The following is a 13029-nucleotide window of genomic DNA, read 5'->3' as shown; positions in this document are numbered from 1 at the left end:
GGAGAGTGCCCTCATGGCCAGGACCAGTGTCACCTTCGACAGCGCCGGCATCGAGATCGCCGGTCACCTCTACACCCCTGACAGCCCGGCGTCGGGCCCGCGGCCCGCGGTCGTGGTCGGTCACCCCGGCAGCGGGGTCAAGGAGCAGGCGGCCGGCCTGTACGCGAGCCGGCTGGCCGAGCAGGGCTTCGTCGCGCTCGCCTTCGACTCCGCCTTCCAGGGCGAGTCCGGCGGTCTGCCGCGCGGTCTGGAGGACCCCGCGCACCGCGTCGAGGACCTCAAGGCCGCCGTCTCCTTCCTCACGACACGCGACGAGGTCGACGCCGACCGCATCGGCGCCCTGGGCATCTGCGCCTCCGGCGGCTACGTGCTGACTGCCACCGGAAGTGACCACCGGATCAAGGCGGTGGCCACCGTCAGCGGCGTCGACATCGCCCGCCAGTTCCGCCTCGGCGCCGACGGCACCCAGGACCCCGCTGTCTTCCAGGGCATGCTGGACGCCGCCGCCCAGGCCCGTACCGCGGCCGCCCGCGGCGCGGAGCCGGCGGTTCTGCCGATCTTCCCGGAGACGGCCGAGCAGGCCGGCGCGCTCGGCGGCGAGCACGGCGTCGACGGCTTCGAGTACTACTGCACGCCCCGCGGGGCGCACGAGCGCTCCGCGAAGTTCTTCGTCTGGGAGAGCGTCGACAAGATGGCCGCGTTCGACGCCTTCTACGCCGTCCCGCTGATCGGCGACCGTCCCCTGCTGCAGATCGTCGGCACCCGCGCGGTCACCTCGTGGATGGCCATCGACATCCATCAGCGGGCCACCGGCCCGAAGGAACTGCACTGGCTCGAGGGCGCGAGCCACGTCGACCTCTACGACAAGAAGGAGTACGTCGACCCGGCCGTCGCCAAGCTCACCGACTTCTTCACCGCAGGACTGGGCGCCGCGAACTGAACCCGCTCACGGCGGCACGACGAAGGGGCCGGCAGCTGACGCTGCCGGCCCCTCGTGCTGTGGGTCATTTGGCCTGGAGGGGGCCTGCGAAGGACTTGCGCAGGGAGCCGGGGGCGACCAGGGGGAGCAGGGAGGCGAGCATCTTGCCCTTGAGGGTGGCGGGCTGCCGGGTGAGTTCGACGTCTACGCGGGTGCCGTCGCCTTCGGGGGTCATCTTGAACACCCAGCCGCCGCCGGCGCCGAAGAGCTTGGAGTCGAGGGTGGTGATGGTGACGGTGTCGCCGCCGGGCTGCCATTCGTAGCGGGCCCGCTCCCAGGCCGCGGCGGTGCCCTCGGTGACCTCGGCCCAGGTGTCGCCGAGGTCGTGGACCTCGAAGTGGTCCGTGTCGATGGTGGGCCAGGACTCGGCGCGGGAAGGGCCGAAGTCGGTCAGCACCCCCAGCACGTCCTTGGGGGCGAGCGTGGAGACGAGGTGGAAGCGTACGACTGTCATGGGGTGTCCTCATCGAGCAGTAACTGGTCTGGCCGGTGATGAAAGACTCCCATACATTTCAGTCACCGGTCAAGACGGTTACTCTTGAAAGGTGTTCAGCCACCTGTCAGGAGAGTCTCGTGAGACATGTGTTTCCGTGCGGGACGCCCGCGCTCGACTTCGTGGGCACCCTTCATGCGCGGCGTGCGCCCGCTCCGATCGAGCGGATCACCACCCCAGGACTGCTCGACTCCTGGTTCGTCGAGTCCGGCCTGCTCGACCGGGAGCCCGGATCCGGCCAGGCGGACCTGCGCGCCGCGATCGCGCTGCGCGAGGCGATCTACACGCTGGTCGCGGCGCGTCTCGACGGCCGGTCCCTGCCCGCCGTGGCGGTCGCCGCGGTGAACCGGCAGGCCGCCTCGGTGCCGGTGGCGATGTGCCTGGGCTCCGCGGGCGCCAGCCGCTCCGGTACGGCCGACCACGCCCTGACCGACCTGGCTCGCGAGGCGGTGGAGACGGTCGCCGGTGCCGAGGCGGAACTTCTGCGCGAGTGCGGGCACCCCGACTGCACACAGGTCTACCTCGACCGCTCGCGCGGCCGCCGGCGCGAATGGTGCGCGATGCGGACCTGCGGGAACCGCGTCAAGGCAGCCGCCTTGCGGTCCCGCCGCCGACGATGAGGGGGACACGGCCTCCGGTCGCCGTGCGCGGCCGTGCGCACGGGCGGCCTGCTACATCCAGCTCTGTTTCCATGTTCAGACACGGTTCAGGGACCAAAGGGACCCGTGTCTCAACTGTATGATCCAAAAGGCGTACGCTCTCAGCCCAGCGCCCGCGGCACCCCCCGTTACCTCGTCGCGGCCGGGTGCGGGGACGCCCGACGGGCAAGCGGATGCGCGCCTTGTTGAGCACCGGGATGAACGGAGGGTTGTCGGCAGCCTGCCCCACGGTCAGGACCAGCGCCATCGGTCGGCGGCGTCGATCGGCGGCCGGGTGGATCGCGCTGGTCAGCCCGCCGCGGGACCGGCCGAGCAGGGCGGCCTTCAGCCGCGCCCGCCGCCTGCGGCGGATACGTCGGCGTTCGACGCGGGCCGGGTCGCTTTCGCCCTCCTTCCACCTTGTCCCCCGGTCGATCCCTTTTCCCGCGGCTGCCTCCCGAGTGCAGCCAGGCTCTCGTCGCTGACCCGCATGCCGGCGGCGTCGTGATGCGCCCGGTCCGTGGTGGACTCCGCTCTGACCAGGGATTTATCGATCTCGTCCCTGCGGGCGGCCTCGGCGATCGCCTCTTCCAGCAGGGCCTGGAAAGCGCCGGCATGGTCCTGCCGGACAGGCGCCCCGAACGTGACCCAAAACCCGGTTTTGATCACAACAGCAGACAGTCCCCAGCGGGCGCGGCCTGATACCTAGAAGCGAGAAGGGCCGCAGGCGCCGCGCGGATAAGAATTCACAGGAAGCAAGCGTCCGCGCCGCCCGGGGGAAGCAGGGGTCATGACCCTCGCACCAGTCCTCTACTGGCGGTAGAGTGGTGGATATGGCAGACGAAACGAGCATCAAGGTCAGCGCGGCCACCCGCGACCGGCTGGCCGCGCTGGCGAGCGAGCAGGGCACAACGATCCGGCAGCTCGTTGAAGAACTCGCCAAGGGCCGGCCGACCGAGGCCGAGTACGCGGAGCGCGCCGAGCAGGCCCGCGCCGAACTCGCCTCCGTCCTGGGCACGGTCCCCAGTGAGGAGGCCGAGGCGAAGGCCCGCGGCCTGCTTCAACGTCTCGGCGCCGGCCAGGACCCGGCGGCCGCGTAGTGGGGCAGATCGCGGTCGTCCTGGACCACACCACCGCCACCGCCCTGCACGATCCCAAGGACCCGTACAACGATGCCGTGGCCGCGTTCTACGTCCAGGCCTCCGGCGGGCTGGGCAGCCTGTACGCCCCGGTGCTCTGCCTCACGGCCGGCGACACCGAGCGACCCGGTCTCCTCGCCTACATCGACGGGCTGCGGTTCATCACGGTCGAGCCCTTCGACACGCAGGCGGCGGCCACCGCCTCCGGGCTGTTGTGCGCCGGGCACTCCCGGGCAGCCGTCCATGCCATCCACGCCGCCCGCCCCTCCGCGGACTTCCCCATGGGCCGCTTCCTGCTCACCCTGACGCCCGAGCTGTACGAAGGAACCGGGGTCCAGGCCGTCCACCCCGATGAGTAGGCCCCAGGAGCAGTTGAGTCTGGTTCAACGGCGACACCAAGCGGACCAAGCAGATCATCGAGCCGTTGGGCTTCCTGCCCGCTGATTCACGGCCGGTGTACGAGGTATCCCCAGATCAGCGGGTCTCCAGCGGAAGACGGAGGCGGGTCTCGGCAACGCGCATGTCCTGGCGCCGCGCGCAGCGGCTACCTGGAGCCTCGGCGACACCTGGAGCGGGCGCGACAAGCTGTTCGCGGTGCATGCCGACCTCCTACGTCGACGTGATCCGTGCTGTGGAGGCCGTGGCCTGCCCGATGTTCCTGCCTCGAGACTCGCTGCCCACACTCGGCAAGGTGCAGTTGGTCTGGTGATCGCTTCGGCGGCCGTGCTGCGGGCCTGTGGCTGGTGGTCGTCCTGTCTTCTATCTTTCAAGAGCAGGGCGGCTATGGGTCGTTGAGTGAAGAGCTGGAACGCTAGGAAGCGGCGGTCCACGCAAAGGCCGAGGAACTTCGCACCCGTCGACTCCGTGTGCCCAGCCCCTCTGCGATGCGCTGTCGCAGCACCTCAGCTTCGGAACCGGGTGGTTGCCCGTGATACGCGAGGAAGAGACTCTCGGCCAGAGCTACGGCGGGTTCACCACCCTGACCTATCTGTCCCTGGCGCCCGAAGGACTGCGCGCCTGCCATGTCACCGGCGGTCTCCCGGGCCTCAACACCAGGGCCGAGGACGTCTACCGCCTCACCTATCCCCGTGTCGAGGCCAAGAACGGCGAGTACTACGACCGCTACCCGGGGGACGTCGAGAAGGCCCACCAGATCGCCGACCTCGCCGAAAGCGGCCGCGTCCTGCTTCCCGACGGTGACAGGCTGACATCACGGCGACTGCGGACCCTCGGGCTGGCGTTCGGGATGAGCGACGGTTACGAACGCGTCCACTGGATGCTCGACGAGGCGTTCGACGCGGCCGGACGACTCAGCGACACCTTCCTGCTCCAGGTCATGCAGCAGACCGGGTTCGTGGACAACCCACTCTTCACGATCCTCCAGGAGCCGTGCTTCGCCCACGACTCGACGCCGACGAACTGGGCCGCGCAACGCATCGCGATCGAGCATCCGAGGTTCGCGGAAGACGCCGATCCACTGCTGTTCACCGGCGAGATGATCTACCCCTGGATGTTCGAGGACATCAGAGCGCTGCGCCCCTTCGCCGAAGCCGCCGAGACCCTCGCCGCGTGGACCGAGTGGCCCCCGTTGTACGACCCGGCCAGGCTCGCCACCAACCAGGTACCGCTGGCGGCAGCCATCTACCACGACGACATGTACGTCGACGCCGAACTGTCCCTGCGCACCCTTCGAGAAGTGGGATCGGCCCGCGCGTGGGTGACCAACGAGTGGGAGCACGACGGTGTGAACGCATCGGGGGACGTCGTGCTGTCACGCCTGATGGCCATGCCGGCCGGGAGACTCTGACCCGCGCTCTCGGCCCCTTGAGAGTATGGCGGCTGACGGCCAGGCACCGGGTACAAGACGGCCGCCGAGATCCTCACATCCTCGCCGACCACCCCGGGTGTGTCAGGTATGCGGGCACGGGCTGCCTGCGGGGGCCACGTCTGCTTCGAGGACGAGGCGGGCTTCACCCGCAGGCCGCCCACAGGACACACCTGGAGCCGACGCGGGCGACCGGCCTGCCCTGGACACCCCGGCATCACCTTGACGAGCCGAGATCAGTAGTAGATCGATCCCTTCAGCCCGCCGCCCACGTTGACCGGATCACCGTTGATGGCCACACTGAGCGGACTCGCCAGGAAGGCGACGACGGCCGCCACCTCGTGCGGCTCCACGATTCTCTCGATGGAAACGGATGCGGCGAACTGCTGCTCCAGATGCGACACACTGCGCCCCATGGCCACGGCCCGGCGATCGAGATTCTCCACGAAAGTGCGAGTCCGTGTGGCGCCGGGATGCACAGCGACGACGTTGACGCCCCTGGGCCCGAGTTCGTCCGCCAGATTCTTCGTCATGGCCGTCACTGCGACGTTGCGGATGGAACCGGTCACCGATCCCGTCTGCCGTGCCGCCAGCCCGCCGATGTTGATGATCCTGCCCCAGCCTCGCTCCGTCATTTCCGGAGCGAAAGCGCGTACACATCTGAGGTATCCACGAACCTTGACATTGATCTCGGATTCCAGGGCATCCTCCGGAATCGCCCCGGGATTCATGGCGGCGGCATTGTTCACCAGGATGTCCACACCGCCGAGCCGGTCCTTCACCGCCCCGGCCATTTCCGTCACCGAGGCGTCGTCCCCCGTGTCGGCCGCGACACCGATGACCTCGGCACCGGTCTCCGAGCGAAGAAGTGCCGCCTGTTCCTCGACATGACCGGCGGATCTGGAAACCAGTGCGACGGACGCGCCTTCCACCGCGAGAGCCCGCCCGATGGCGAAGCCGATGCCACGGCTTCCGCCGGTGATCACGGCCCGTCGACCTCTGAGTTGAAGATCCATGACCCCTTCAAACATTGTCGTTCATAGACATGTTGACTGCCTCCATCATACGTATGAGCAATCTGGCCACGGTGGCTGACCGGCAGCGGTGCGGATTGCGGAAGTTCGCGGATCCGTGAGCACCACCGCGGGGATCCCGCGGTGCCGGAGGACGGCCGGTAGCCGCCTACCGGTGGCAGCCCGTGAGCAGGCCGACGCCGGCCGGCGGGGCAACGACCTTTCGGTCCGAGTGGGGCTTCAGAAGCCCGGGCGGATCAGGCCGGTGCGTTTGGCGGTGGCCAGGACGGGGGTGGTCTCGATGGAGGTGACCTGTTTCATGGCGCCGATGGTGTCGGTGAGGAAGCGGTAGAGCGCGTCCAGGTCGGTGGTGGTGACCATGACCAGGAGATTGGCGGGTCCGGTGGTCGCGGCTGTGAAGCGGACGGCGGGTTCGCGGCTGAGTTGTTCGCCGGCGGCCTGGAGGGCGCCGGGTTCTATGGACAGCCACAGTTGGGCCTTGGTGCTCAGTCCGAGCAGAGCCAGGTCGGTCTCGGTGACCAGGCGGACCGTGCCGTCGTGCACCAGTGCCTCCAGCCGGTGACGGACGGTGCGTGGTGTGGTGCCGGTCCGCTGGGCGAGGGTGGCGTAGTCGGCGCGAGCATCCTCGGTCAGGGCCTGGATCAGTGTCAGGTCCGTGGAGGGCAGAGGGGCCGGTGGCGGCGAACTCAGCGGGAACGGCTGCACCCCCAGGCGTGCGGCCTCCTCGTCCTTCAGTAGTCGGGCACCCCAGTTGAGGGAGGCGGGGAAGACCCGCAGCAGGGTGTGGGAGGTCCAGCTGTGGACGTCGGCGGTGGCCGGCAGGTCGCGCAGCAGGAGGCGGTTGCGTGCCTCGGTGCCGTCCAGGAAGACGATGGTGCTGATCTCGTCGCCGCCCCCGAGTATGTCGACCCAGAGGGTGTCGGGGCGACGCGCCAGGGTGGAGGCGACCATTCTGATGCGGTCGGGACGGCAGCGGATGCGCAGAGCCATGGGCACCAGGTGGGGGAACCGGATCGGATTGCGCTCCGCGGTGGCGCGCAGGGTGCCGTCGGCGTACAGCGGGCCGACGCGGCGGACCACGGTACGTTCGGACACTCCCAGACACGTGGCGACCGCTCGCCAGGAGGCACGTGGGGAAGCGATCAGAGCGGCGGCGATACGTTGCTCCGTCTCTTCAAGGCTCTGGCGCATAACCGGCACTCTATACGGCGTTCATGGCGCACAATCCGACTTTTGAGTGTCCGTTCTGGACGTGCGTCGCCGACATGTCGAGGATGGATCACGAGCCGGGCGATGGCCCGCACACCTCCTCCAGGCGGTCGCACCTAGATACGACAGCGGCCGGCCCTCATCGTCCGACAGCCACCCGCCGCCCCCCTGAGCCGCGGCCCGAACCGCGAAGGAGAACACGTGACCCGCCTCAACGTCCTTGCCATCTCAGGTAGCCTGCGCCGGGACTCCCTGAACACCGCCCTGCTGCGGGAGGCGGAGCGCCTCGACCCACGCTATCGCTTCGACCACTACGACGGGCTCGGCCGTCTTCCCCACTTCAACGAGGATCAGGAACATCCCGCGCCGTCCGCCGTCACCGACCTGCGCCACCGCGTCCACGAGGCCGATGCCGTCCTGATCGCCTCGCCCGAGTACAACGCCTCGATACCCGGAGCGCTGAAGAACGCCCTCGACTGGCTCTCGCGCCCGGCCGGCGACAATGGCCCCGCGCTCGCGCTCAAGCCGGTCGCCGTCATCGGGGCCTCCCCCGGCCCCTTCGGCACCCTTCGGGCCCAGCTGACCCTGCGTCAGGTGCTGCACAAGATGAACGCCCGCGTCGTGCAGCAGCCCGAGTTCCTGCTCTTCCAGGCTCACCAGCAGTTCGGCGACGACGGCCGCCTCCCGGACGGCTGCCCTGCGCAGGAGCTGCTGTGCGCGGTGCTCGACGCCCTCGGACAACTCGCCACGGACGGGCAGCACCAGGACCGGACGGGCGCAGCCGTCCACTGACCGCGGTGCGGCCCGCAGCAGCCCGACAGGCGACGGCCGGGCGGAAGTCACGTGACCGACGGTCACAGCCAGATGGCCCCTGAAGGAGAGGGAAGTGACATGCACATCGGAGTTCTGAACCGGCAGTCTGCCGTCAGGTCGCTCGAGCTGGGTGACGTGCGTTTGACCTACGTCGTGGACGGTGCCATGGCCATGTTCCCCTCGGTCTTCTTCCCGGGCTTCACCCCGGACTACTGGGACGCCCATCCGGAAGTGCTCGACGAACAGGGCCGGCTGGCCATGTCAGCGGGCGGTCTGCTGGTCGAACGCGACGGCCGCCGCCTGCTGATCGACGCCGGGATGGGGCCGGTACGCGGGCCGATCCACGTCTCCGGCGACCTGGTGGGGTACAGCGACTGCGGTGCGCTCCCACAGACGCTCGCCGCGCTCGGGCACACACCCGAGGACATCGAGGTGGTGGCCTTCACTCACCTGCACGTCGACCACACCGGCTGGGCGTTCACGCCGGAGAAGACCTTCCCCCGAGCCCGGTACCTCGTCGCCGCACAGGAGTGGGCCCCCCACAGCTGCGGTATGACGGTCCCGGGCGCCCCGGAAGCGGACGTCCTCACCCTCATAGGTGCGGCACACACGCCCTTCGACGACGGCGAAGAGATCTTCCCCGGTGTGTCCGCACTGGTCACTCCGGGCCATTCCCCGGGACACACCTCATACGTCATATCCGCCGGGAGTGAGCGGGTGGTCGTGCTCGGGGACGTATTCCACACGCCGGCGCAGCTGGCGCATCCCGAGTGGCCCTCACGGCCCGACGCGGACCAGAGCGGGGTGATGGCCGCGCGGAAGCGCATCGCGGCGGAACTCGAACAGCCAGGGACAGTCGGATTCGCGTTCCACTTCGGCGACCAGGCGTTCGGGCACCTGGCCGGCGCCGACTGGGTGCCGGTCCCGGCCCGAGCACTTTTGCCGGCTCCGGGGACGGTATGACGGAGCGTCCCGAGGGCAATCCGGATCAGCGCGCAGGCGAACGGAGCCGATGACGGTGCGGACGCCATCGACAGGGCCGTCATCGTCCAACCGATGCGGCGTGGCCGGGTACACGCGTCCCCGGACGTCGGGCGCGACCACACCGGGAACCGGCCGACAAGCCGCGAACAGCGTCTCGTCAGGGATGTGCTGCGTCCCACCGCCTTGCGGCCGCATCATCGACGGCGGGATCAGCAGCCTTTCGATCTCCCACGACCCGGCCCTCACGAGGGCCGGCCTCGAGCCGCCAGTACGTCCCGGTCACAGGAAGCCCTGCCATGCCGGGTCAGTGCCGCTTCAGCCGGTCAGCGCCGCGATCACCTGCCGGACGATCTCGCGGCGCTGCGCGCGGTCGTCGAGGTCCACCACCGTCAGTACCTCGGGGTTGCTGGCGTCCCAGAGCATGGCGATGTGGATCATCAGGGCGAACAGGACCCGGGCTTCGAAGCGGGTCGACACCCGGCCTCTGGCCTGTGCCTCGGCGATCGCGGCACTCCGGACACGGACGTTCTCGACCCCGAACTCGTTCAGCGGGTCGCCGCCGCGTTCCAGGCGTTGCCAGGTGATCAGTCTGGGCAGCTCCGGATGCTCGGCGTACATGTCGCTCAGCTGGGCCGCGAACCCGGGCAGATCCTCCACGTCGATCGCCAGGCCGTCCACGATCTGTACGACGAGGCCGTCCCAGACCGCGTCGAACAGGCCGGCCTTGTTCTTGAAGTAGTGGTAGATCTGTGCCTTGTTGCACTGTGCGGCGTCTGCGATGCGGTCGACGCGGGCACCATTCAACCCGTATGCGGCAAATTCGGCCCGACCGGCCGCGATGAGTCGTTGCTTGGTGGCTTCGGCGTCGCGCTGCATGCGCCGAGCCTAGCGCACAGCTAACTAACCGTTTACTTGACAGTCCTCGCCGCCGGACGATCTAATCAACTAACCGGGTAGTTGAAAGCCGATGGCAGTAGCCCCGGGCCCTGCCCAGCGATCCGGAGGGCTGCAGCACTCGGCATTCATGCGTGGGCGGTTAAGGAGCGGGGGCCGTGGTGTCAGCAAACGTGATCGTCGGTCGAGATGAGGAGAAGGCGCAGCTGAGTTCGTTCGTACGGGCCGCAGAGGGCCAGACCCTGCTGCTCCGGGGAGAGACGGGAGTCGGCAAGAGCGCCCTGCTCGACTACTCGGCGGACCTGGCGGCCGGGGAAGGCCACCTCGTGATCCGGGCCACCGGGGTCGAGGCCGAGTCGGAGCTTCCCTACGCCGGGCTGCACCAGCTGCTCTACCCGCTGCTCCCGGACGCCTCTCAGTCGGACACCGGCACCCAGGCGGTGTTCGACGCCGTGTTCGGCCGGACACAGGGTACGCCGCCGTCGGTCATGACCCTCGGCATCGCGGTACTCAGCCTGCTCTCCGTGAGCGCTGCCAAGCAGCCGCTGCTCCTGGTTCTCGACGACGCTCAGTGGCTGGACGACTCCAGCGCCGCTGTCTGCGGCTTCGTCGGACGGCGCCTGACCGGCAGTCCGGTGAAGCTGCTGCTGGCGGTTCGTGCAGACATCGCCTCGCGCTTCGACACCTCGGCGCTGCCAGAGGCATCGGTCGGCACACTGACGGACGAGGACGCCGCCCGCCTGCTGGATCGCCACCACCCGTCGCTGGGCAAACAGCTGCGTCGGCACATACTGAGTCAGGCACACGGCAACCCGCTGGCTCTGCTGGAGCTGCCCGCCCACGCCGCCGCTCACTTCGGCGAGCGGACGCCCGACGACTCCCACGCCCTTCGCGGCACGCCACTGCCCCTGCGGCTGCAGCACGTCTACGGCGCGCGCATCACCGCCCTGAGCGAAACCACCCGCACTGAGCTGCTGAAAGGCGCGCTCGACGGTGTCGCGGCCGGGCCCGGCGACGGTGCCACCCCGCCCTCGCGGTACCGGATGCGAGACGCCGACGAGGCCCTGGTCTGCGGCCTGCTGGTGATCGAACCGGCCACCGGCGACTTCGCCTTCCGACATCCGCTCGTGCGATCCACCGTCGTACAACTGGCCACACCCAACCAGCGCCGCGCCGCCCACCAGGAGCTGGCACACGTGCACCGCGACGACCTCGAACGGCGCGCCACACACCTGGCTGCCGCCGCCCTTGACCCCGACGAGGAGGTGGCAGGCGTCCTGGAGACGGCGGCCGAGTCGGCGACCCGGCGCGGGGGCGCCCTCACGGCAGTGACCTGGCTGACCCGCGCCGCCGAGCTGAGCGAGAACCACGCCGACCGCTCCAGGCGACTCGGTGACGCGGCCTTCATCGCCGGGCACGCGGCCCGCCTCGGCCATGCGCGCAGACTCGTGCTGGGCGACCCCGCGGCCGGCTCTCACAACTCCCCCGCCTCGGTCCTGGCCTCCGCGTACCAAGCGCTGTACCAGGACGGCGATGTCCATTCGGCACAACAGCAGGTCGCCGCCGCGATCGAGAGGTTGCGCGACGGGCAGACCGACCAGCACGAAGAGATGCTCCACCGGCTGGTGACCCTCCTGCTCGCCGTGAGCCAGTACGCCGGGGACCGTGCCCTTTGGGAGCGCACTCACCGACTGCTCGCCTCCCTCGGCGACCGCGTCAGCGAGCGGGCCCTCATGTACAGCGCTACGTGGAGCGACGTGGTCCGGCACGGCGCCGGCTGGTCCGGAAGGGTTGAGGAGGCCGCTGCGTACCTGCAGGACCAGGAACCATGGGACGTGACACGTTTGGGGGTCTCGGCATACCACCTCGACGTCCTGAGCCCACTGCGTCCGCACCTGCAGCGCATCGTGACCCGCGAGGTGGAGACCGGTGCTGTGTCCACCGGGATGGTCATGCTGCACTTGATCATGCTGGACCAGATGGCGGTCGGTGACTGGGACGCCGCCGAGCGCACGGGACAGCGCTCACTGCTTCTGGAGGCCGAGCACCGGCACGAGTTGTTCGCCCATCAGACCCGGGCCTACCTGGCCCAGCTCGCGGCGATGCGCGGGCACACGGAGACGGCGCACGACCTGCAGGCGGTGGTGGACTCCTGGGCCCGCCCCCGCGGGATCGGGTTCCTGACCCAGGTCGCCGACTCCGTCGGGGTGACGGCAGCGCTGAGCGACGGTGACTACGAGACCGCGTACCTCTGCGCCATCGGCATCACCGCCCCGGGCACGTTCCAGCCCTACGCCTACCAGGCCTCGCGGACCCTGCTCGACCTCGTCGAGGCGGCCTTGCACACGGGGCGGGCCGACCAGGCACGGGCCCACGCGCTGGCCGCACGCGAGGCGGGCCTTCCCGGCATCTCTCCGCGGCTTGCCCTGATCACCTTCGGCGCCCTGGCGATGACAGCCGACGACGACGAGGAAGCAGCCCGCATGTTCACGCGCGCCGAATCCCATCCGGCCGGCGCCCGGTACCCGTTCGAGTTGGCGCGTATCCGGTTGGCGCACGGCATCCGCGTGCGCCGTACCCAGGGCGCTGCGATGGCCCGGCAGTTCCTCGCTCCGGCGGCCGACGCGCTCGAGCGGCTCGGCGCGACTGCATGGGCCGAACGTGCCAGGGCCGAACTGAGAGCCACCGGCGTCTCCACCCGCAGGTCTACGGGCCCCTCGATCTCGTTGACCTGGCAAGAACGCCGCATAGCCGACCTGGCCGCCAGCGGCTTGACGAACAAGGAGATCGGCGAGCAGATGCGCCTGTCCCCGCGTACCGTCAGCGCCCACCTCTACCGCATCTTCCCGAAACTGGGCATCACGACAAGAGCCGCGCTCCGCGACGCCCTCAACAGCATGGTGAATGTTCCCTCGGCGAGTTCTGAAGCGGCACGGCCACAGGCGATCAGCGCCGCCTCGGCCACGAGGTGACGGCGATCGTCAATTGACGGGAAGGCCGCAGACGAGAGAGCCCACCATG

Annotated in this window: 12 protein-coding genes and 2 pseudogenes; 8 read left to right on the top strand and 6 right to left on the bottom strand. The window is 69.4% G+C overall.

Annotated features, from left to right (window positions below; genetic code table 11):
• Positions 1 to 13: 13 nt before the first annotated feature.
• Positions 14 to 940 carry an alpha/beta hydrolase gene (locus tag A6P39_RS43495; protein ID WP_275884069.1) on the top strand — a complete coding sequence of 309 codons (927 nt, stop codon included), beginning with the start codon at positions 14 to 16 and terminating at the stop codon, positions 938 to 940.
• 64 nt (positions 941 to 1004) lie between these two features.
• Here the strand turns inward: A6P39_RS43495 and A6P39_RS43490 are convergent, their stop codons facing one another.
• Positions 1005 to 1433, bottom strand: a complete 429-nt coding sequence (locus tag A6P39_RS43490) for a hypothetical protein (RefSeq protein WP_275884068.1) — start codon at positions 1431 to 1433, stop codon at positions 1005 to 1007.
• Between the two features lie 119 nt (positions 1434 to 1552).
• Between A6P39_RS43490 and A6P39_RS43485 the strand changes: the two genes are divergently transcribed.
• Entirely contained in the window at positions 1553 to 2092 is a 540-nt protein-coding gene (locus A6P39_RS43485; RefSeq protein ID WP_275884067.1) for a CGNR zinc finger domain-containing protein, read from the top strand.
• A gap of 178 nt (positions 2093 to 2270) precedes the next feature.
• On the opposite strand, the pseudogene A6P39_RS45745 reads toward A6P39_RS43485, so the two are convergent.
• Positions 2271 to 2501 (bottom strand): annotated as a pseudogene (locus A6P39_RS45745) (IS5/IS1182 family transposase); the annotation flags it as partial.
• Positions 2456 to 2779 carry a hypothetical protein gene (locus A6P39_RS45740; protein WP_375996405.1) on the bottom strand — a complete coding sequence of 108 codons (324 nt, stop codon included), beginning with the start codon at positions 2777 to 2779 and terminating at the stop codon, positions 2456 to 2458. The pseudogene A6P39_RS45745 and the gene A6P39_RS45740, both read right to left, overlap by 46 nt.
• A 164-nt stretch (positions 2780 to 2943) precedes the next feature.
• On the opposite strand from A6P39_RS45740, the gene A6P39_RS43475 reads away from it, so the two are divergent.
• The 3 genes and pseudogenes from A6P39_RS43475 to A6P39_RS43465 all read left to right on the top strand — a co-directional run.
• The gene (locus A6P39_RS43475) at positions 2944 to 3210 is read left to right on the top strand and encodes a hypothetical protein (protein ID WP_275884066.1); all 267 of its coding nucleotides are present in this window, start codon (positions 2944 to 2946) and stop codon (positions 3208 to 3210) included.
• The gene (locus A6P39_RS43470; RefSeq protein ID WP_275884065.1) at positions 3210 to 3608 is read left to right on the top strand and encodes a hypothetical protein; all 399 of its coding nucleotides are present in this window, start codon (positions 3210 to 3212) and stop codon (positions 3606 to 3608) included. Before A6P39_RS43475 ends, A6P39_RS43470 begins: the two co-directional genes overlap by 1 nt.
• 584 nt (positions 3609 to 4192) lie before the next feature.
• Positions 4193 to 5056 (top strand): annotated as a pseudogene (locus A6P39_RS43465) (alpha/beta fold hydrolase); the annotation flags it as partial.
• A 254-nt stretch (positions 5057 to 5310) separates the two neighbouring features.
• Here the strand turns inward: A6P39_RS43465 and A6P39_RS43460 are convergent.
• A complete protein-coding gene (locus A6P39_RS43460) occupies positions 5311 to 6090 on the bottom strand; it encodes an SDR family NAD(P)-dependent oxidoreductase (protein WP_275884064.1) in 780 nt (259 codons plus the stop codon).
• A gap of 237 nt (positions 6091 to 6327) precedes the next feature.
• Positions 6328 to 7299: an Lrp/AsnC family transcriptional regulator gene (locus tag A6P39_RS43455; protein WP_275884063.1), complete on the bottom strand. Its 972-nt coding sequence runs from the start codon at positions 7297 to 7299 to the stop codon at positions 6328 to 6330.
• 219 nt (positions 7300 to 7518) lie between these two features.
• On the opposite strand from A6P39_RS43455, the gene A6P39_RS43450 reads away from it, so the two are divergent.
• Both A6P39_RS43450 and A6P39_RS43445 read left to right on the top strand, forming a co-directional pair.
• A complete protein-coding gene (locus tag A6P39_RS43450; RefSeq protein WP_275884062.1) occupies positions 7519 to 8109 on the top strand; it encodes an NADPH-dependent FMN reductase in 591 nt (196 codons plus the stop codon).
• A gap of 99 nt (positions 8110 to 8208) precedes the next feature.
• A complete protein-coding gene (locus A6P39_RS43445; protein ID WP_275884061.1) occupies positions 8209 to 9093 on the top strand; it encodes an MBL fold metallo-hydrolase in 885 nt (294 codons plus the stop codon).
• 336 nt (positions 9094 to 9429) lie between these two features.
• On the opposite strand, the gene A6P39_RS43440 is transcribed toward A6P39_RS43445, so the two are convergent.
• Positions 9430 to 9990 (bottom strand): TetR/AcrR family transcriptional regulator, encoded by a 561-nt coding sequence (locus A6P39_RS43440; RefSeq protein WP_275884060.1) that lies wholly within the window; start codon positions 9988 to 9990, stop codon positions 9430 to 9432.
• A gap of 176 nt (positions 9991 to 10166) precedes the next feature.
• On the opposite strand from A6P39_RS43440, the gene A6P39_RS43435 reads away from it, so the two are divergent.
• Positions 10167 to 12980 (top strand): helix-turn-helix transcriptional regulator, encoded by a 2814-nt coding sequence (locus A6P39_RS43435; RefSeq protein ID WP_275884059.1) that lies wholly within the window; start codon positions 10167 to 10169, stop codon positions 12978 to 12980.
• Positions 12981 to 13029: the final 49 nt, after the last annotated feature.

Origin of the sequence: Streptomyces sp. FXJ1.172 (assembly GCF_001636945.3) — a bacterium.
Classification (GTDB): Bacteria; Actinomycetota; Actinomycetes; order Streptomycetales; family Streptomycetaceae; genus Streptomyces.
Note: the sequence above shows the minus strand (reverse complement) of the source record. Positions and strands in the feature narration are given on the sequence as shown.